We start from the raw sequence: 21,721 nt of genomic DNA, 5'->3' as shown, positions 1-21,721 counted from the left end.
TCCGACAATATTAAGGCGTCCTAATCCATGTCCACCTTTTCGCGCCGGAGCTTTGTAATGACCATCGCTGGAGGCGGCCTGGCCGCGACCTCAGTCAGTGCCGGGGAATCGCCCAGGATTTTCAATCCCCTGGTGCTGCAACGTGCCGACCCGCAGATCTACAAGCACAGCGACGGCTACTACTACCTGATGGCGACGGCGCCGGAGTTCGACCGACTGGTCGGCCGCCGCGCCAAGACCCTGGCCGGCCTGGCGACGGCCGAAGAGGTGCTGTTGTGGAACCGTCCAACTGAAGGCAAGATGGGCGGCTATATCTGGGCGCCGGAAATCCATCATTTCGATGGCCAGTGGCACATCTATTTCGGCGCCGGCGACAAGGGCGACGTCTTCCGGGTGCGCACCTACGTCCTGACCAACAGTGACGCCAATCCCCTGAATCTCAACTGGAGCCTGCTGGGCCAGGTGGAGACGCCATGGGACACCTTCACCCTGGACGCCACCCTGTTCGAACACCGCGGCACGCGCTATCTGTGCTGGGCGCAAGGCGAACCGGGTATTCATACCAACAGCAACATCTACCTGGCCCCGATGGCTTCGCCGCTGAAGCTGGCAGCGGCGCCGGCGCGCCTGGCCGTGCCGACTCTCGACTGGGAAATCATCGGCTATAAGGTCAATGAAGGCCCGGCCTTCCTGGTCCACAAGGGCCGCATTTTCCTGACCTATTCGGCCAGCGCCACGGACGAAAACTACTGCCTGGGCATGCTGACAGCTTCTGAAGATGCCGACCTGATGGACCCGGCCTCGTGGACCAAGTCGCCGGTGCCGGTGTTCAAAAGCTCGCCCGCCAACAATGTCTGGGGGCCAGGCCACAACAGCTTCACGGTCGACGAACAGGGCAGGGACATCCTAGTCTATCATGCCCGCGACTACCAGAAGATCGAGGGCAATCCGCTGCACGATCCCAACCGCCACACCCGCCTGCAGGTGGTTCAGTACCGGCCAGACGGCACCCCCGATTTCGGCGAACCCGTTAAGAACGGCCCGCTTAGCTGACGGCCTAAAATTACCTCTCCCCGTTTACGGGGAGAGGACGAGAGCCGAGCGAAGCGCGGGCGATCGGGTGAGGGGCTTCTACTGAATCTTCAGAGTAATGCCAACCAATGACGCTCGCTCATCGGCGTTCGTTCTTTCTCCTCCCCATCCCTTTTGATGGGGAGGTGGCGAGCAAGCGGAGATCGAAGATCGTAGCGCGTCGAGACGGAGGGGTCCCCTTGCGGAAAGAATGTCAGAGTCAAAGTGGGTTGGTATAAGTAACGCTTCCCGAAGCCCCTTAGCCTGAAACACAAAACGCGGGAAATCCGTGGTTCCGCATTCTTCGTCGATCCCCTCATCTTCCCCCCTTGACGCTCACGCGGAAAGCACCTTAGTCAACCTCCGAGGGCAGGGATAACGCCGTGAGCTTGAGCCTGGACAAGATCGAAGCGCTCGCGCCCGACCAGGGCTCGCTGGACGCCGCGCGCAAACTGCTCAAACCCGCCGGCTGGCCGACCCTGGCCCAGGACGGCTCCGGCCTGATCTGGGGCGAATGCCAGGGGTCCGGCGCCACGCCCTACCGCGTCTGCGTCACCGAAACCGACGCCGGTTACAAATGCTCCTGCCCCAGCCGCAAATTCCCCTGCAAACATTCCCTGGCCCTGATGTGGCTGCGCGCCGACGCGAAGGCGACCTTCACGGCTGGCACCCCGCCGGACTGGGTCAAGGACTGGCTGGGCCGCCGCCGCGGCCCCTCCGGCGCCGCACCGGCAACCGATAAGCCCAAAGCCTCCATCGCCGCCGTCACCGAAACCGAGGATGCTCCCGACCCGAAATCCGAAGCCCGCGCCGCGGCTGCGCGCGAACGTAACCGCCAGGACCGCGAAGCCGCCATCGCCGGCGGACTTGACGAACTGGACCTGTGGCTGAACGACCAGGTCGAGGCCGGCCTTACAGCCTTCGCCGCCAATCCCGCCCAGGCCTGCCGCATCATGGCGCAGCGCCTGGTCGACGCCAAGGCTTCCGGCCTGGCCACCCGGCTGGACGCCCTGCCGGCGCGGTTGTTCGCCCTGCCCGAAACCGCCCGCCCCCGCGCTGCCCTGCAGGAACTGGGCGTATTAAACCTCCTCGCCAAGGCCTATCGCCGCCAGGACAGCCTGCCACCGGCACTCAAGGACGATGTCCGCCAGATGACCGGCTGGAACCTCACGCGCGAAGCCCTGTTGTCGGACGCACAGGCCCTGCGGGTGAGCGGCACCTGGCGGGTGTGGGCGACGCGCAGCGAGATCCAGCCCGACCGGTTGCGGCGGCTGGAAACCTGGCTGATGCTGGAGGGCGGGGGGCCGCGCTTTGCCGTTCTGATCGACTTCGTGCCGGTCGCTACTGGCGCGGCGGCCGGCGGTTACAGCCCCGGCGATACCTTTGCCGCCGAACTGGTCTTCTACCCGTCGCCGTTGCCGTTGCGCGCCCTGCTGGTGCAACAGACCAGCAGTGCGGCAGCCGGCGGCGACATCCTCTTGCCGGACCGCGACTTGGCCGCGGCCTATGGCCATTACGAACAGGCCCTGGCGCTGAAACCGTGGCTGGACGACTACCCGCTGGTGTTTCGGGGGGCACGCCTGCGCCGGTCCGGTGAGCGGCTGTATCTGTGCGACGGTGACCTGGCCCTGCCGGTCTGCCCGGAGCAATCCGCCGTGGCCTGGCCGCTGCTGCGACTCGACAGGTTCGATGGGCTGGGCCTGTGGGATGGAGAAGGGATCACCCTGTGCTGGGCCCAGACGGCTCTGGGACGGTGGGCGGCATGACGGCTAACGATCTCAAGCACAACCTCCTGCACGGCCTGCTGTCGGGGGCTCGCAATGGTCTGCCGCTGGACCGCGTCGGATTGAGCGACGGCTTGCAGGCGCTCAGCCTGACCGGTCAGGCCTTGCGCTTCGAGCGGCCGGTGGGGCCGGCGCAATTTCATGTCGAAGACGCCGTGGCGGACACACGCGCCATCGTGCCTGAGACGGTCCGCCGGCCTCTGCTGCGGTTGCTGACGGCCAAACAGCAGGGCCTGGCGCCCAATGCTTTTCCTGCTGCGATTGCCCGCACCCTGGCGGTGAACAGGCTGCGCCTGCATCCGTTCGACCTGCCGAAGCTGGAAGCTTTTGTCAAAGCCCATGCCGACGAACTGGGCGCGGAAGCCACGGCCTTTGCCTGCCGCGAAGCCCCGCCGCAACAGGCGCGCGGCTTTTTCGATGCCGACGCCATCGACGACACCACCTGGACCCTGGCCACGCCGGCGGTCAAACAGGCCTGGCTCCAGGCCCGGCGCCGCCAGGATCCGGCCGCCGCCCGCGCTCTGGTCGAGCCCGCCTTCGCCGCCGAAAACGCCGACAACCGTTTTCGTATTCTGACCGCCCTGCGCGAAGGCTTAGGGTCGGACGACGCCGAGTTTCTGAAATCCCTCGACAAGGACCGGGCGCCACGCGTCCGCGAACTGGCGCAGCGCCTGCTGGCGCGTCTGCCGGGCCATGACGGCGACGATCCAGCCTTGCGCGCCGTGGTCGAGCGGCTGAAACGCGGCCAGACCGGCCTGCTCAGGAAACGCCCGACCCTGGCCCTGACCCTGCCGGCAACTGTGCAAAGTCACAGCGCCGGGACGTGGCTGCGCGAGACCTTCGGCGGGCTGGACTTTGCAAGCCTGGCCCGGGCGGTCGATGTTCCGGAGACCGAGCTGATCCCGGCAGCCGAAAAGGACGCCAACCTGCTGTTCGCCTTCGCCGTCATGGCCACGGCCGACAAACGCTTTGACCTCCTTAGCCTCCTGGCCGACCAGATACCGGATCTCTACGACCAGATGCTGCGCGCCGGCCTCGACGACCTCGACGGCTACACGCCTGAGGAACGCCGCCGCTGGGCCGATATCGTCGTCCAGCCGCGCACCTGGGTCAACGACATGCCGATCTGGCCGCTGGGCCGCCTGTCCACCTTGCTTGACGGACCGGTGTCGGACGACCTGATGCGCGAACTTATGAATTCGCGGCCGTGGCGCGCCATAGCCAAAGACGCCGGTTTCCAGGTCGACCACGCCGACCTGATGGCCGCCCTGTGTCCGGCGGGCCAGCGTGGCGCCTTGCGCAGCCAACTGAGTCAGGCCGAGCCGGCCAAGACGGCGCAAGCCCTTCTCTTTCTCGATATCCTGGATAGCCTGGAGGCTTCTCATGTCTGACACCCAACTGCGCCGCAGCGCCGAGGACATCTATGCCGGCGAACTGGCCGCCCTGGCCACGGGCGACGACCGGCCGCGGCCCGAGAACTGGAAGATGTCCCCCCAGGCCGTCGTCACCTATCTGCTGGGCGGCACGGCCAAGGACGGCACGACCATTTCGGCGAAGTATGTCGGCAACCGCCGCCTGATCGAAACCGCTGTGGCGACCCTGGCCACCGATCGGGCGTTGTTGCTGCTGGGCTTGCCCGGCACCGCTAAGTCGTGGGTGTCGGAGCACCTGGCCGCCGCCATCTCCGGATCGTCTCAGCGCCTGATCCAGTGCACCGCCGGTACCGACGAAAACCAGATCCGCTATGGTTGGAACTACGCCCTGCTGCTGGCCAAGGGGCCATCGCGCGAAGCCCTGGTCAAGACGCCCCTGGTCCGTGCCATGGAGGAGGGCACGCTTCTGCGTCTGGAGGAGCTGACGCGGATGGGATCGGACGTCCAGGACACGCTGATTACCGTCCTGTCGGAAAAGACCCTGCCGGTGCCGGAGCTGGACATCGCCATCGATGCCCGGCGCGGTTTCAACATCATCGCCACCGCCAACAACCGCGACAAGGGCGTCAACGACCTGTCTTCGGCGCTGAAACGGCGCTTCAATGTCGTGGTGCTGCCGTCGCCGGCGACCCTGGAGGAAGAAACCCAGATCGTCATCAAGCGCGTCGCCGAGATCGGCACGAACCTCAGCCTGCCGCCGATCCAGCCGGCCGACAAGGAACTGGCGCGTATCGTCACTCTGTTCCGCGAACTGCGCGACGGCAAGACGCTGAACGGCAAGACCAAGCTGAAGACCCCGACCGGCTCGCTGTCGACCGCCGAAGCCATCTCGGTCGGGGTGTCGGCCTGGGCCGAGGCCGCGCACTTCGGCACTGGCCGTATCGACGCCCAGGCCCTGGCCGGCAATATCGTCGGCGCCGTGGTCAAGGATCCGGTCCAGGACGGCGTCGCCCTGGCGGAATATCTTGAAACCGTAGTGCGCACCCGTGACGGCTGGGGCGACCTTTACGGCGCCATCCGCGAGGTGATGTAGGTTTGGCCAAAAACATGGGAAGTGCGCACCTCTTTGGCATCCGCCACCATGGTCCCGGCTCGGCCGCCCTGCTGAAGGGCGCGCTTGAGGCGCTCGACCCGGTGTGTGTGCTGATCGAGGGACCGCCAGAAGGCGATGCGCTGATCCCCTATGCCGCCCTGGCCGGCATGAAGCCGCCAGTGGCCATGCTGCTTTATGCCGCCGACGAAGCGTCGAACGCCATGTTCGACCCCTTCGCCGAGTTCTCGCCGGAATGGGTGGCCTTACAGTGGGCGCTGGCGCACAAACGCGAGGTCAAGTTCATCGACTGGCCCGCGGCGGTCTCTTTGGCCCATCACGATGCCCCGCCCGAAGACAACGAAACCGAGGTAGGCGTCGACCACCTCGATCCGCTCGACATGCTGGCGCAGGCCGCCGGCTATGGTGACGGCGAGGCCTTCTGGAACGGGCTCATCGAACATCACGGCGGCACCGGCCAGGCACCGCTGGAGGTGTTCGCTGCCATCGCCCAGGCCATGACCGAAACCCGTGCCCACCAGGCGCAGGTCGCCCCCATGTCGCCGGCCCGGGCCTTGCGCGAACAGCGCCGCGAAGCCTTCATGCGCCAGAACATCCGCGACGCCGTCAAACGCCACGATGGCGATATCGCCGTTGTGGTCGGCGCCTGGCATATCGGCGGCCTGCTGACCGCGCACACCGCGGCCGACGACAAGGCCATCACGAAGGACCTGACCAAAATCAAGGTCGAAGCCACCTGGGCGCCGTGGAGTGACAGCCGTCTCTCCTACGCCTCGGGCTACGGCGCCGGGGTGATCTCGCCAGGCTGGTACCGCCACCTGTGGGGTCTCTACAGCGCCGAACGTCACGATGGACCGGAGCCGTTCGCCGCCCGCTGGCAGGCCCGCACCGCCGCCTTGCTGCGCGACGAAGGCTATCCGGCCTCGACCGCCTCGGCCATCGAGGCGGCGCGGCTGTCGCTGGGTTTGTCGTCTTTGCGAGGTTTGAGCGTTCCCGGCCTGACCGAGATGCGCGACGCCACCCTGTCGGCCCTCTGCCACGGTGACGAGGTGGCCCTGGGCCTGATCGAACGCAAGCTCTATATCGGCGAGCGCATCGGCGCCATCGACAAGGCCGTGCCGCAGAACCCGTTGCAGCGCGACTTCGACCTGTGGTGCCGCAAAACGCGCCTGAAGCCGGAGGAACTGGATGCCCAGGTCAAGCTCGACCTGCGCAGCGAGGCCGGGCTGCTGAAGTCGACCTTCCTGCATCGGCTGGACCTGATCCGCGTCCCGTGGGGCAAGTTGATTGATGCCGAGGCCGGGCGCGGCACCTTCCGCGAAATCTGGACGGTGGCGTGGACGCCGTCGCTGGCCATAGCCCTGGCAGAGGCCCTGGTCTGGGGCGTTACGGTCGAACAGGCTGCCGCCGGGGCGACGATCAGCCGCGCCGCCGAGACCACCTCGGTGGGAGACCTCGCCGAGTTGGTCCGTGCCGCCCTTGTCGCCGATCTCCCCGACGCGGCGACCCTCGTGATCGACCAGCTTCAGGCCGCCGCCGTCCATCTCAGCGACATGAGCGACCTGATGACGGCGGTGCCGCCGCTGGTGCGGATCGTGCGGTACGGCACGGCGCGGAAGCTGCCCGAGGATGCCCTGCGCGCCCTGATCGTGGCGCTGAGCGGCGAAATCAATGCCGGGGTGCGGACCGGTTCGCATCAGTTGGACGATGCCGCCGCCGCCGACCGGGTCGCGGCTATGCGTGCATTTGACGAGTCACTCAGACTGTTTGGCGATTTTGCGCTTCTGGAAGAGTGGCAGCGGCAACTCGCGCGGCTGGTCGATGACGATCAGGTGGCGCCGGCGATCGCCGGCCTGGCGCTACGCCGGCTGCACGACATGGCGAGTTGGGACGAGGCCGCCGTGACCGCGGCTTTTTCGCGCCATATCCTGGGTGAGACGCCGGCGCGGGCCGGCGCTTTTGTCGAGAGCTTCCTGACCGGCTCGGCCGAGGTGCTGATCCAGGACCAGGGTCTGCTGTTACTGATCGACGCCTGGCTGTGCGATCTGGAGGAGGAGGCCTTTACCGAAAGCCTGCCGCTGCTGCGGCGGGCCTTGTCGGGGTTCGATACCGGCGGGCGCAAACGGTTGATGGACCGGCTCAAAGGCGGGCGCCAGGTTGGCGTGACGGTAGCGCAAGAGGGGGACAATCCGGCCTTCGAGCGCGCCCTGCCGCTGCTGAAACAGATTCTGGGGGTGTCATGACACAAGACCGCATCCGCCGTTGGAAACTGGCGCTCGGCGACGACGACATGAGCGACTTGTCGTCGCGCGACCAGCGCCTGAGCCAGGCCTTGTCAGCACTGTACGAACCTTCGGGCAAGAAGGGCAAGGGCGGCCTTGGCGCCTCCGCACCTAAGGTGTCGCGCTGGCTCGGCGATATCCGCGAGTTCTTCCCGACGCCAGTGGTCCAGGTGATCCAGAAGGACGCCTTCGAACGGTTGAATCTCAAGGCCTTGATGCTGGAACCGGAATTTTTGGAGACCCTGGAGGCCGATGTCCACCTGGTGGCCGACCTGATGTCGCTGCGTGGCGCCATACCGGAGAAAAGCCGCGATACGGCGCGCATGGTGGTGCGCAAGGTGGTCGACGAACTGCTGAAGCGGTTGCAGGCCAAGACGATCGAGACCCTGCGCGGCGCCTTGAACAAGTCGCAGCGCACCCGCCGGCCGCGCCACAACGATATCGACTGGCCGCGCACCGTCCGGGCCAATCTGCGCCACTACCAGGCCGAGCTGAACACGGTGGTGCCCGAAACCCTGATCGGCTTTGCCCGCAGGACCCGCACCCGTGCCGATCTCGACCATGTCGTGCTGTGCGTCGATCAGTCGGGGTCGATGGCCAGTTCGGTCGTCTACGCCTCGATCTTCGCTGCCGTCATGGCCTCGCTGCCGGTGCTGTCGACGCAACTGATCTGTTTCGACACCGCGGTCATCGACCTGACCGAACAACTGGCCGATCCGGTCGAGGTGCTGTTCGGCGTGCAACTGGGTGGCGGCACCGACATCAATGCGGCGCTGGCCTATTGCGAAAAGAAGATCGAGCATCCGACAAAGACCCACCTGGTGCTGATCAGCGACCTCTTTGAAGGCGGGGACGCCAAGTCCATGCTGGCGCGGGTGGCGACGCTGAAACAGGCGGGCGTCAATGTCATCGTCCTGCTGGCGCTGAGCGATGACGGCCGGCCGGGTTACGACGCACGCCATGCCGGTATCATGGCCGGTTTTGGCTGTCCGGTGTTCGCCTGTACGCCAGATCAGTTTCCCGACCTGATGGCGACCGCATTGACACGGCAGGACATCGCTCAGTGGGCCGCCGCCAACGATATCGCCCTGATCCGGGGGTCGGCAGAATAGTTGCAAATGCAACACACTGTGTGGCGGCGATGCATAGGTGCGAATTTTCCTGTTGCACTGTGCAACACGTTTAACTATTCCGCCCTTGTCGCGGCTTCGGCCGGGACGCGCCGCAGTGGCGCAGACAGCGAATTCATCGGGGTCTGAAGGTTGTCGGTTCGAATCCGGCCGGGGTTTTCCCCGTAGTTCAATTGGATAGAACGTCAGATGTAAACATCGCTGTCGCCTTTTCCCTGCGGTGAGCCTTCGGTGGCGCAGATATCGCTTACTTCGTCTTGAAAACGCCCAGTGCGATATCGTCTTTTCCCCGAAGGCATATTGGGGGAATTGGGGGATCAGTTTTCCGTGGTGGTGGCCGCGGTTCCTTCGCACCAACGGCAGATGGCAGCCCTGGATGGTTCGGTTTTCCGGATCAAGCCAACGTGGCCCGGACGCAGCAACGTTCCGGCGGAAGTGCCTGCCAACCGTAGCCGGGAGTTCCCGGAAGACTGACTACCCAATTTTCTTGGTGCATTACGCAACAAGTTTCTGTAGTAACTTTTAACCTCCGGACAGGCCCGATCAGGGAACCATCCGGAACCCTAAGATCCAGGTGGCGCCTGGAGGCGGTTACTTCGTTACCCAGCCACGCGGGTCGTCCCGCCATGAAGCGAATGCATCATGCAGACTTTGGGTAGCCGAATACTCCGGTCCGCCTTCGCCTTTTCCCCTGGATCTGCTTAACCGGCAGCAGCTGGACGCGTTTAGTCCCGCCCGGCGCCTTATATCCACTGCCCTGGCCGGAGAGTTCCGTCGGCGAGGCGCCCCAGCCATAATTTTCACGCGTGATGCCGCCGGACATGGGTCCGGGGACCGGTTTGTCACGCTCAGATGCCAGAAGAGGTGCAACCATGCGGTTGAATTTTTTCCAAAAACGCCCCGGCATCACGCATGAGGGCGCCCCCGCGCGGGAGCTGACCGCCGAACAAAAGTTGCGCCGTTCGGTCCTGTCCTGCCTATTGTGGGAAAACGAATTCTACGAAGACGGTCAGTCCATCGCCGACCGTATCCTGAGCCTGGCCGCCGAGGCCGGCCCCCAAACCGTTGCCGCCCTGGCCATAGAGGCGCGCGAACAGATGAAGCTGCGTCACGCGCCGCTGATGTTGCTCGTCGCCCTGATCCAGGCCGGCGGGCCTCTGGTGGCGCCGACCATCGAACGCGTCGTCCAGCGCGCCGACGAGTTGACTGAACTGGTCGCGCTCTACTGGCGCAACGGCAAGCGTCCGCTGTCGAAGCAGATGAAGCTGGGCCTGGCCCGCGCCTTCGTCAAGTTCGACGCCTACGCCCTGGCCAAGTACGATCGCGACGGTCCCGTACGTCTGCGCGACGTGCTGTTCCTCAGTCACGCCAAGCCGAAGGACGAGGCGCAAGCCGCGATCTGGAAGCAATTGGCCGAACGCACCCTGGCGTCTCCGGATACCTGGGAGGTCGCGCTGTCGGGCGGGGCGGACAAGGCTGAAACCTTCACCCGCCTGTTGACCGAGCGCAAGCTGGGCTACCTGGCCCTGTTGCGTAACCTGCGCAACATGGACCAGGCCGGTGTCGATGAGGCCCTGGTGACGGAAGCCATCCTCGCGCGTCGCGGCGCGGAGCGGGTCTTGCCCTTCCGTTACGTGGCGGCGGCTCGGGCGGCGCCGCGTTTCGAACGGTGGCTGGATGAGGCCCTGATGGAGACCGTGCTGGCTCAGCCGATGTTCAAGGGGCGGACCCTGATCCTGGTCGACGTTTCCGGTTCCATGGACTGGAAGCTGTCGCAGCGTTCGGACCTGACGCGGCTGGACGCGGCCGCTACTTTGGCGGCGGTCGTCCCCGGCGACATCCGGGCCTACACCTTCTCGAACGAGGTGGTGGAGGTCCCGGCGCGCCGCGGTATAGCCGGTGTCGATGCGATCGTCCGGTCGCAGCCGCACGGCGGAACTGAACTGGGCAAGGCGGTGGCGAAGATCAACAAGATCCCCCATGATCGGTTGATCGTCATCACCGACGAACAGTCGCAGGACCGCGTGCCCGATCCTGTCGCGGCTAAGGCGTACATGATCAACGTCGCTTCTAACCGGAACGGCGTCGGTTATGGCCGCTGGACGCACATCGACGGTTTCTCCGAGAATGTGCTGGGCTATATTCGCGAACATGAGTCGTTAGATTTCATGAACGCGGAAAGGGTCTGATGGCATGAGCGCCGAGGAACTGAGGCAGGCGGCCATTCTCTTGTTCGGTGAACGCGGCTGGATGTCGCGTTTGTCCGAAGCCTTGGGAGTGGACCGCTCCTCGGTTTCCCGGTGGTTCTCAGGCCTGCCGGTCCCTGGACCGGTGGGCGCTGCCGTTGCGGCCTGGCTCAAACTGTACGAACTGACGGGGGAGAGGCCCTACGAGATAGAGGGGCTGATCGATCCGAAGGAATAACGCTTATCCTCCACCGCTCGCGGGGGAGGTGCTGAGCAAGCGGAGGCCAAAGGCCGCAGCGCGTCGAAGCGGAGGGGGAGCCGGAAGCTCGGAGCTTGTGACGCCCCCTCCGTCTCGACGCGCTTCTGCCCACAAGGGGCCTCGCTTGCTCGACACCTCCCCCGCAAGCGGTGGAGGATAAAGAGGCCTAGCTCCAGAATTGAACCGACCATGCTCCTGACCCTCTCGACCACCCACCGTCCCGCCACTGATCTGGGCTTCCTGCTGCACAAGCATCCCGAACGCCTGCACAGCCAGGAGTTTACGTTCGGCGAGGCCTACGTCTTCTATCCCGACGTCCGCGATGACCTGTGTACGGCGGCGCTGGTGCTCGACATCGACCCCGTCGGCCTGATCCGCAAGAAGGGGGCAGCCCATGACGGCTTCGCTCTGGACCAGTATGTCAACGACCGGCCCTATGCCGCCTCGTCCTTCCTGAGCGTGGCCATCGGCCAGTTCTTCCGCACCGCTATGACCGGCCGGTCGAAGGACCGCCAGGACCTGGCCTACGCCGATATTCCTTACGAAGTCCGCATTCCCGTCCTGCCGTGCCGCGGTGGCGAAATCACCCTGCGCCGGCTGTTCGAACCGCTGGGTTATACGGTCGCGGCCTCCCGACTGGCGCGCGACGAAGCCTTTCCGGCCTGGGGTGACAGCGCCTATTTCGATGTGACTCTGACCGTCACCGCCCGTCTGGCGTCGGTGCTGAAGCACCTCTATGTCCTGATCCCGGTGCTGGACGACGACAAGCACTACTGGGTCGGCGACGACGAGGTCGACAAGCTGCTGCGCCAGGGCGAGGGCTGGCTGGAAACCCATCCCGACAAGGATTTGATCGTCCGGCGTTACCTCAAGAGCTTCCGCAGCCTGACCACTCAGGCCATGGAACGCCTGTCTGACGGCGAGCCCGAACCCGATGCCGCTACCGAAGGCGAGCAGGAAGCGACACTCGAAAAAAAGATCAACCTCAACCAGCAACGCCTCGATTGGGTGCTCGCCACGCTGAAGGCGCGCGAGGTCAAAACGGTCGTCGATATGGGCTGCGGCGAAGGCCGGCTGGTCGGCATGCTGTCGAAGGACCTGGCGTTCGAAAAGATCACCGGCTGCGACGTGTCGCTGCGGGCGCTTGAGATTGCCCGCGCCCGCCTGAACTTCGACCGCCTGCCCGAGTTCCAGCTCAAGCGCATTCAACTGTTACAGACCTCGCTGGTTTACCGCGACAAGCGGCTGACCGGCTATGACGCCGCCACTGTCATCGAGGTCATCGAGCATCTGGAGCCCGAACGGCTGGAAGCCTTTACACGCACAATCTTCAAGGACGCGGCGCCCGGCCTGGTCATTCTGACCACGCCCAATGCCGAGTACAACGCCCTGTTCGAGAACCTGCCGGTGGGCCAGTTCCGCCACCACGATCACCGTTTCGAGTGGACGCGGGCGCAGTTCGAAACTTGGGCCAACGAAACCGCCGCGCGCTACGGCTATACCGTCGAATTTGCTGGGGTCGGCTATAGCCACGACACACTCGGCGCCCCCACCCAGGCCGGAATTTTTGTGAAGTCATGACGCAGACCCTGATTACCCTTCCCGACCTGTCCCTGGTGCTGCTCATCGGCGCATCGGGTTCCGGCAAGTCGTCCTTTGCCCGCAAGCATTTCCTCCCGACCGAGGTCATTTCGTCGGACTATTGCCGCGGCCTGGTCAGCGATGACGAAAACGACCAGGCGGCGACGAAGGACGCCTTCGAAGTGCTGAACTTCATCGCCGGCAAGCGCCTGGCTGCGGGCCGACTGACCGTGGTAGACGCCACCAACGTCCAGCCGGAATCGCGTAAAAGCCTGATCGACCTGGCACGCCGCCATCACGTCATCCCGGTGGCGATCGTGCTCAACCTGCCGCGCGAGGTCTGCCATGCCCGCAACCAGTCCCGAACTGATCGCGACTTCGGCAAGGGCGTTGTGTGGGGCCAGTCGGATTCGCTGCGTCGGTCGCTGAAAGGCCTGCGCAAGGAGGGCTTCAGCCACGTTACCGTGCTCGACTCGGTTGAGGCGATTGACGCCGTACGCATCGAACGCGCGCCGCTGTGGCCCGACAAAAAGGTGGAGACGGGCCCGTTCGACATTATCGGCGATGTCCACGGTTGCTTCGACGAACTGCATGCCCTGATGCTGACGCTGGGTTATGTCATCGAAGGCCGCGAACCCTACCGCGTGCACCACCCCGAAGGCCGCCGTCTGATCCTGGCCGGCGACCTGGTCGATCGTGGCCCGAAAACGCCCGAGGTTCTGCGCATCGTCATGGACATGGTCGAGTCCGGCGTGGCCTTCTGCGTTAACGGCAACCATGACGAAAAGCTGAAAAAGGCGCTCAGCGGACGCGACGTCAAAATCGCCCACGGCCTGGCTGAATCCCTGGAGCAACTGAGCCACGAGACGCCCGAATTCCGCAGCCGCGTGGTCGATTTCCTCGACGGCCTGATCAGCCACTATGTCTTCGACGGCGGCCGACTGGCCGTGTCTCACGCCGGGCTGAAGGAACACTATATCGGACGCGGATCACCCCGCATCCGCAGCTTCGCCATGTTCGGTGAAACCACCGGCGAGATCGATGAGTTCGGCCTGCCGGTGCGCTACAACTGGGCACGCGACTATCGCGGTTCGACCATGCTCGTCTATGGCCACACCCCGGTGCCTGAGCCCGAATGGCTTAACCGCACCATCAACATCGATACCGGCTGCGTCTTTGGCGGCAAGCTGACCGCCCTGCGTTATCCCGAAAAAGAGATCGTCCAGGTCGACGCGGCCCAGGTTTACTGCGAGCCGGTGCGGCCGATCGGCCATGGCCGCGACGCCCGCGACAGTGACATGATCGATATCGAGGACGTCACCGGCAAGCGCGTGGTCGAAACCGCCCTGTCGCGCAACATCGTCATCCGCGACGAAAACGCCATGGCGGCGCTCGAAGTCATGAGCCGCTTCGCCGTCGATCCGCGCCTGCTGGTCTATCTGCCGCCGACCATGTCGCCGCCGGAGACCTCGAAGCTTGACGGCTGGCTGGAGCATCCCATCGAGGCCTTCGAGTACTACCGCCAGAACGGTGTGACCCAGGTCATCGCCCAGGAAAAGCATATGGGCTCGCGCGCCGTCGTGGTGCTCGGCCGTGATGCCGCCGCGGTCGAACAGCGGTTCGGTATCGCGACTGGCCTGGGCACGGTCTATACCCGCACCGGCCGCGCTTTTTTCAATGAACGGGTGCTGGAACAGGCCTTCCTCTCGCGCCTTGCCGATGCTGTGACCAAGGCCGGCCTATGGGAGGAGCTGGCCACCGACTGGCTTTGCCTGGACGCCGAAATTCTGCCGTGGTCGGCCAAGGCCATGGCCCTGCTGGAGCAGCAATATGCGCCGGTCGGCGCGGCGGCGACCCATGTCCTGCCGATCGCAGCAGAACTGCTGGCGCGCGCCGGTCAAACCGAGCTGGCGGCGAAGATGACAGCGCGGGCACAGATGGCCGGCGCCTATCGCGCGGCCTATCGCCGCTATTGCTGAGACGTCAACGGCCTGGACGGGCTGCGCGTAGCGCCTTTCCATGTGCTGGCGCATGAAGGATCATTGAACCTGGAGCGCGACCATCTGTGGCATCTGGGCGTGATCGACCGGCTGTGCGCCGCCGATCCGGTGTTCGTCAAAACGACGCAGCGCAAGGTCGTCGACCTGTCGGATGAGGCTCAGGTCGCCGCGGCGACGGCGTGGTGGGAAGCCGAAACCGCCGCCGGTATGGAGGGCATGGTGGTCAAGCCGCTGGCCTTCACCGTCAAAGGGCCGAAGGGTCTGGTCCAACCGGGCGTGAAGTGCCGCGGGCGCGAGTATCTGCGCATTATCTACGGGCCGGAATATACGGCGCCCGAGCATCTGACGCGGTTGAAGGCGCGCAATGTCAGCGGCAAACGCGCCCTGGCTCAGCGTGAATATGCCCTGGGCCATGAGGCATTGAAACGTTTCGTGGCGAGGGAGCCGCTGTACCGTGTCCACGAAGCGGTCTTCGGCGTCCTGGCGCTGGAAAGTGAGCCAGTGGATCCGAGGTTGTAGTCCGCTCGTTAGTGGGCTCCGGCAAGGCTGTCCTATTCCAGGGCCAGCGTCGCAACCAGTTCCAGCTGCGATTGGACGCCAGACTTTTCGAAGATGCTGCGGATCTGGCTGCGAATGGTGCCGACCGATTTTCCGGTATCCTCAGCTATGGCCTGGGGGCCGCGGCCGGCGGCCAGATGCGCCGCCACCATCGCCTCGGCGGGTGTCAGGTCGAACAGCTGCCGGGCAAGCTCGGCGGTGCGGACGGTTTCCTTGCGCACCGCCCGCGCAATCACCATAGCCGCCAGGCCAAAGCGGCGGTGCTCGCCCGGCAAAGCAACGAATTCCAGGTGAAGATAGTCCCCGCTGGCCTCATCGCGCATCACCAACGCTTCGGGAGGTCCATGGGCCGCACCGGGGCTCAGGGTGGCCGCCCCGGCCAGACCCAGTTCGAAGCGACGCGCGTCGCCGTCCTGGCGTGAGGTTAGCCGGCCGCGTGAAACTTTCAGCCATTTCCCACCGGCGAGCAGGGCCTCGGCGCGCGGCGACATGGCGCGAATCGCGCCGGCGCCATCGCAGACAAAGGCCGCCGTCGATAAGGCCTCAAGCAATCCGCTGACCAGGCCCAGGCTTTGGCCTTCCATGGCCATCTGGGTGCGGACGGCGGCGCGGACATGGGGCGCAATGGCGGTGTAGGCACGCACCTCCGCATCCGAAAATACACCGTAGCGATCGCCCCGCCCGACGGCCATGCCAACCAGCATGTCGTCACGCCGCAGCAAGGGGCTAAGACAGGAGACCCCGACGTCATACGTCTTGATCCAGGCACCATAGGCCGGCGAACGGTGGCAATCCTCTTGCGTCGTGAAAGCGGTTTCATTCAGGACCAGAAGTTCCGGCGCGCGTCCCCCGATGCGGACGCGTGAATTGACCCGGCTGTCGCCGCCGCCGGCCTCCAGGAAAGCCGGTCCGGCTTCGGGCGGAAGACCGGTCATCCAGTTGAACGGCACAGCGGCATTATCGCCCAGTCCGATCAGTTGCCCGACCGGCGCATGGGTCGCCGCGGCCAGGTGTTCCAAAGCTGTGGTCCATGACCCGCCCAAGCCTGCGGTTTGAAACGAGTCTATGGCCGCTGTTACACCGGCTTCGTCGATTGCCACAACCCCATCCCCTGAGTGTCCACCCCTTGTGCCGGAATGGGACGTCTCAGGATTGTCATAATGCGAAGAAATGTCAACCGGCTCAATATCTTGGAAATGTCGCCCACAGGTTGTCGGCTGATCGCCTGATGGACGTATCCATTCCGTTTTCTTGCCCGCATACCCAATATTGGGTATGCGCTCAGGGCGCTAAAAATGATTTCTTCCGTCACCATCGCGCTGCTGTGGGGGCCATCGCGCGTTAACGATATACCACATCAATCATAGGCGGCCGGGATCCCAAACACCGGCCCGAATTTTACAGGGTGCTTTGTCATGTTGTCGATAGACGTTCAGGATCAGTCACAGGTCAATACCGAGGATAGCGATGCCAATAGTGCCGAAAGCATAACCCTGCTGTCCAACGGTGGTTATGTCATTACCTGGAATACCGGCAACCTGGAACCCAACCTGAACTTTGGCTGGTATTGGGCCGACGTCCATGCTCAGATCTATAACGCAGATGGCGCCAAGGTCGGCGAAGAATTCGTGGTCAATACGACCACCTACCACGATCAGGGCGGCTCTTCCGTCATTCCGATGGATGATGGTGGCTTTATCGTCATGTACCAGTCGACGATCTATGACCCGGCGACCATCCCAACTCAGGAGTTTGTCGTGCTTGGTGCGTCCATCATGGCGCAACGCTTCGACAGCAACGGCAACCGGGTCAACCTGGTAGGTGATGCGCTCGGTGACACAGGTGAAGTCGTCCTGGCACCGTCGGGCTGGACGCCGGTCTTTGCGCAAGGCGCTGACGGCAGCTTCCTGATGGCCTGGCAAACTCGGGTTAGTGGCGTTGACGGTTTTCAGTTGACCTATGTCGACGAAGACGGAGCCATCGCGGCCACGACCTTCCACGCCGCAGTTCACACCGACATGACGCCGGCCCTGGTTCTCCTTCAGTCAGGCGCCATGCTGATCTACATGAATAGTGCTTCTGGCCAGGGACTAAACATCTATGGCCAGATCTTCGACGCGGTCGGCGTCGCCGTCGGTGCCCCGGTCCTGATCAACACCTACACCACCTCGACACAATACCTGCCCCAGGTCGCGTCAATCGATGGCGGCGGCTTTATGACGGTGTGGGCCAGCAATGGTCAGGACGGCGGGTCCTATGGCATCTACGGCCAGGTCTTCGACGGCGCCGGTGCCCGCGTGGGCGTTGAGTTCCGCATCAATACGACGACGGCGGGTTCGCAAAACGTGCCGGATATCACCGCCCTCGATAATGGCAATTTCGCCGTCGTGTGGCAATCCAACGGGCAAGACGGTTCCGGCACGGGCGGCTATCTGCAGATTATCAGTAGTACGGGCGCATTGATCGGCGGCGAAATCCAGATCGCTGACGAAACGATCGGCAATCAATTTGCGGCCAAGGTCACATCGGACGGCGATACGATTTTCCTCACCTGGTCGAGCGTTGATGCCGAGGGTGACACCAATCTCTTTACGCGAACCTTTGAGCTCTACACGTCAGCACCGGCCGATGACAATGCCAACCTCCTGACGGGTGACCATCTTGACAATCTGATCGAAGGCCTGGGCGGCAACGACACGATCGAAGGCCTGGCCGGTCAGGACACACTGTCTGGCGGCGCGGGAAATGACAGCCTGAACGGGGGCGACGGCAATGATGTTCTCAATGCCGGGATGGGCGATAGCGTTGATGGTGGCGAAGGCAGCGACCGTCTGGTAATCGATCTGGGTACTGCGTCGACGGCTGTGTCGGCCGGGGCCACGCCCAATGGTTACAACCTTAACTGGGCGGGCCAGAACCTGCTTGTTGCCAATATCGAAGCGGTGACGATTACGACGGGCAACTTCAACGACAGTGTCAACGGCGCGGATGGCAACGACGTCATCAACACCGGCAACGGCTTTGACCGCGTCTACGGTGGTGGTGGCGCCGATTACATCAACGTCGGCACTGGCGGCAGTATCGTTTGGCACGCCGCCAACCAGATTGCCGGCCTGGCCGTCGAAGATTTCGCGACCGATACAGTCATTGGCGGCATGGGGGGTGATACCATCTATATCGGCCTGGGCGATACCGCCGATGGCGGCGGTCAACCGGTCAATATCATCGACCGGGTCTTTGTCTCCTTCTTTGGCCGCACCACGGCACTCAACCTTGATCTGTCGACAGGCAATGCCTTTACCACCCTGGGCGCGGCCGCCGGCGGTACCTACACCAATTTCGAGGAAATCGGCGTTTTCGGTTCGATCTATGCCGACTACATCGTGGGCACGGCGGGCAGCGACCGTCTGTTCGATCTGGCGCCCTTCGATGGCAATGGCGGCAATGACAGCGTCTACGGCGGGGATGGCAATGACATCCTGTCGGCGGGCAGCGGTGCCAACCTGATGGATGGCGGCAACGGCAATGACCTGTTCTACAATACCAGTTTCGAAGACGAAACCCTGGTGGGCGGTGACGGCAATGACACGGTCTACTACGGCTCCAGCGCACCGGTGGACATCATCGGCAATGGCGCCGACAATGTCGATGGCGGCGCCGGAACGGACCTGCTGGACTACTCGAAACTGACCGGCGACCTGATCGTCGACCTGTCTCTGGCCCTCCAGCAGAACACCGGCTTCAATCAGCTTACCGTGACTGGCGTCGAGAACATTGTCGGTGGTGCCGGCAATGACGACTTTACCGGAAATGACGACGCCAACGCCCTGAACGGCGCAGCGGGCAACGATGTCCTGGATGGTGCCGGCGGCCTGGGGATCGACACACTCACCGGTGGTCTCGGCAACGATACCTTTATCATCCGTGGCGGCGACATGGCGCTGGGTGGCGATGGCGATGACGTCTTCATGGCCATGGAGCTCAACGGCGAAGATATCGATCTCACAGGTGGCGCCGGTTTCGACACTATCGACGCCAGACTGGCGAGTATAGGTGTCAATGCAGCGCTTGACGGAGACGACGACTTTGACGTTTTCCTCGGCTCGGCATTTGATGATGCCTATGATACCAGCGGCACGACGGTTTCCCTGCAGCGTACACTTCGCGGCGGCGACGGTAACGATACGTTGAAGGGCGGACTCGGCAACGACTCCCTGTTCGGTGAAGTCGGCAATGACTGGCTGGATGGCGGCTCGGGTTTCGACGCCGCGACCGGCGGCCTGGGCGACGACACCTACCGCGTCAATTCGACCAGCGACCTTGTGGTCGAACTGGACGGGGAGGGTATCGATACCGTCGAGACCACGGTCATCCTGACCCTGGGCGCCAACCTGGAGAACCTGACCCTGCTGGGCGCGGCCAATCTCAGCGCCACTGGCAACAGCCTGAACAACGTGCTTACCGGCAATGCGGGCAACAATATCTTGAGCGGTGGTGCCGGCGACGACACCTATTACATCCAGAACGCCGGCGACTATGTTGTCGAAGCCCATGGCGACGGCACGGACACCATCTATTCCACCGTCAGCTACTCTCTGTTTGGCCGGGCGGTGGAAACCCTGATCCTGAGCGGCGAGAACAACCTCGACGTCATCGGCAATGGCCTTGCCAATACCCTGACCGGCAACAGCGGCAACAACCTGCTGGATGGTGGCGCCAGTATCGATCTTCTGAGCGGAGGTCTGGGCGACGATACCTATGTCGTCGACAATGCTGCGGACAATGTCGTTGAACTCTCGTCGTCGGGCACGGATACGATCCTGTCGTCCGTCACCTACAGCCTGTCCGGCCGCCAGGTCGAAAACCTGATCCTGACCGGTTCGGCCAGCCTCAATGCCACGGGTAACGGTTTTGGGAACGCCCTGACGGGCAATGCCGGCAACAATCTGCTGGATGGCGGCCAGGGCGTCGACACCCTGACGGGCGGTGCCGGTGACGACACCTATGTCGTCGATGCCACAGGCGATGTTGTGGTCGAAGCCGTCGACGGCGGTATCGACCTCGTCCGGTCGTCCGTCAATTACACGCTCAGCGAAGATGTCGAGAACCTCACCCTGATCGGGATCAATCACGTCACCGCCACCGGCAACACGCTCAACAACGTACTGACTGGCAATACCGGGATCAATTCCCTGACGGGCGGGCTGGGCGACGACACCTACTACGTCCAGAATACGAGCGACAACGTCGTCGAACGGCATCTCCAGGGCACGGACACTGTCTATTCGACCGTCACCTACTCGCTGGCCGGCCGGGCGGTCGAGACCCTGATCCTGACCGGCGCCGCGAACCTGAATGCCACCGGCAACGGGCTGAACAACACCCTGACCGGCAACAGCGGCAACAATGTCCTGGATGGCGGCACGGGCGGCGATCTGATGACGGGCGGACTGGGTGACGACACCTATTATGTTGACAATGCCGGCGACCTCGTTCGCGAGAACCACCTGGAAGGCAACGACACCGTGATCTCGTCGATCAGCCTCTCCCTGTTTGGCCGGGCCGTCGAGGCTCTGACCCTGACGGGTAGCGCTATCAGCGCAACCGGAAACGGGTTAATCAACACCCTGACCGGCACGGGCGGCAACAATGTTCTGGATGGAGCGGGCGGCGCTGATATCATGATTGGTGGCCTGGGCAACGACACCTACTACGTCGATAACGTGTCCGACAAGGTTACCGAACTGACCGGCGAAGGCACTGACGTGATCATGGCGTCGGTCTCCTATTCTCTGAACGGGAAGGTTGTCGAAACCCTGCAACTGACGGGCTCGGGCAATATCGACGGCTCCGGTAACGGGAGTATCAACACGCTTATCGGCAACAGCGGCAACAATATCCTCAACGGTGGCGGCGGGGCCGATAACCTCACGGGCGGTCTGGGGGCAGATATCTTTGCCTTCAGCCTCAACAGCCGGGCGGATACAATCACCGACTTCAGCGCTGCGGAAAATGATTGGATCAATGTTAACGCCTATACGGCGGGTATCGCCAATGCCGGCCTGGTGACGCAATCGGGTGGCAATGTCATCATCAACCTGGGAAGCGGAAACGTCATCACCGTGCTGAACACCAATACGGCCGACGTCCTCTCGCATATCGTCTGGTAAGACGTGTGACTTTTGGGGCGGGCGTTAAGCGTCCGCCTCATGTCGCCGGCATAAATGCTGACCGAGGGCGCCGCGCAGGGCACCCCACCTGCGCTGTTCATGTAATACCAACCCGCGAAATTCTTGACACACCGCGGGTTGGCAAGGCCGACTGGCCGCCCGAGCTTTTGCGAGGAGCCAGGCGGCGTTTGAGCTGAAAAAATGCGAATACCAAGA

Annotated in this window: 11 protein-coding genes and 1 pseudogene; 11 read left to right on the top strand and 1 reads right to left on the bottom strand. The window is 63.7% G+C overall.

Annotation, left to right across the window (positions count from 1 at the left end):
- The first annotated feature begins 57 nt into the window (after positions 1–57).
- The 10 genes and pseudogenes from ABAC402_RS21850 to ABAC402_RS21805 all read left to right on the top strand — a co-directional run bounded on the left by ABAC402_RS21850 (position 58) and on the right by ABAC402_RS21805 (position 15,296).
- The gene (locus ABAC402_RS21850; RefSeq protein ID WP_235079887.1) at positions 58–1,053 is read left to right on the top strand and encodes a family 43 glycosylhydrolase; all 996 of its coding nucleotides are present in this window, start codon (positions 58–60) and stop codon (positions 1,051–1,053) included.
- A 401-nt stretch (positions 1,054–1,454) separates the two neighbouring features.
- On the top strand, positions 1,455–2,837 hold the full coding sequence (locus ABAC402_RS21845) for an SWIM zinc finger family protein (RefSeq protein ID WP_031235009.1): 1,383 nt from the start codon (positions 1,455–1,457) through the stop codon (positions 2,835–2,837).
- On the top strand, positions 2,834–4,246 hold the full coding sequence (locus ABAC402_RS39045; protein WP_155847261.1) for a DUF5691 domain-containing protein: 1,413 nt from the start codon (positions 2,834–2,836) through the stop codon (positions 4,244–4,246). The genes ABAC402_RS21845 and ABAC402_RS39045 overlap by 4 nt, the downstream gene beginning before the upstream one ends.
- Positions 4,239–5,321, top strand: a complete 1,083-nt coding sequence (locus tag ABAC402_RS21835) for an AAA family ATPase (RefSeq protein ID WP_023447741.1) — start codon at positions 4,239–4,241, stop codon at positions 5,319–5,321. Before ABAC402_RS39045 ends, ABAC402_RS21835 begins: the two co-directional genes overlap by 8 nt.
- Before the next feature lie 14 nt (positions 5,322–5,335).
- Complete coding sequence (locus ABAC402_RS21830; protein ID WP_023447740.1) at positions 5,336–7,582, top strand: DUF5682 family protein; 2,247 nt, start codon at positions 5,336–5,338, stop codon at positions 7,580–7,582.
- Complete coding sequence (locus ABAC402_RS21825; RefSeq protein ID WP_023447739.1) at positions 7,579–8,733, top strand: VWA domain-containing protein; 1,155 nt, start codon at positions 7,579–7,581, stop codon at positions 8,731–8,733. The genes ABAC402_RS21830 and ABAC402_RS21825 overlap by 4 nt, the downstream gene beginning before the upstream one ends.
- A gap of 890 nt (positions 8,734–9,623) precedes the next feature.
- Positions 9,624–10,940 (top strand): TROVE domain-containing protein, encoded by a 1,317-nt coding sequence (locus tag ABAC402_RS21820; RefSeq protein ID WP_023447738.1) that lies wholly within the window; start codon positions 9,624–9,626, stop codon positions 10,938–10,940.
- 4 nt (positions 10,941–10,944) lie between these two features.
- Positions 10,945–11,175 (top strand): hypothetical protein, encoded by a 231-nt coding sequence (locus tag ABAC402_RS21815; protein ID WP_023447737.1) that lies wholly within the window; start codon positions 10,945–10,947, stop codon positions 11,173–11,175.
- A 210-nt stretch (positions 11,176–11,385) separates the two neighbouring features.
- A complete protein-coding gene (locus tag ABAC402_RS21810) occupies positions 11,386–12,777 on the top strand; it encodes a 3' terminal RNA ribose 2'-O-methyltransferase Hen1 (RefSeq protein WP_023447736.1) in 1,392 nt (463 codons plus the stop codon).
- A pseudogene (locus ABAC402_RS21805) lies at positions 12,774–15,296 on the top strand (polynucleotide kinase-phosphatase). The gene ABAC402_RS21810 and the pseudogene ABAC402_RS21805 overlap by 4 nt, the downstream one beginning before the upstream one ends.
- A gap of 32 nt (positions 15,297–15,328) precedes the next feature.
- Here the strand turns inward: ABAC402_RS21805 and ABAC402_RS21800 are convergent.
- The gene (locus ABAC402_RS21800) at positions 15,329–16,435 is read right to left on the bottom strand and encodes a hypothetical protein (RefSeq protein ID WP_155847260.1); all 1,107 of its coding nucleotides are present in this window, start codon (positions 16,433–16,435) and stop codon (positions 15,329–15,331) included.
- Positions 16,436–16,750: 315 nt separating this feature from the next.
- Here ABAC402_RS21800 and ABAC402_RS40765 point away from each other — a divergent pair, with 315 nt between their 5' ends.
- Positions 16,751–21,505 (top strand): S-layer family protein, encoded by a 4,755-nt coding sequence (locus ABAC402_RS40765; protein ID WP_023447731.1) that lies wholly within the window; start codon positions 16,751–16,753, stop codon positions 21,503–21,505.
- Positions 21,506–21,721 lie beyond the last annotated feature (216 nt).

Source organism: Asticcacaulis sp. AC402, assembly GCF_000495835.1.
Taxonomy (GTDB): Bacteria; Pseudomonadota; Alphaproteobacteria; order Caulobacterales; family Caulobacteraceae; genus Asticcacaulis.
Note: the sequence above shows the minus strand (reverse complement) of the source record. Positions and strands in the feature narration are given on the sequence as shown.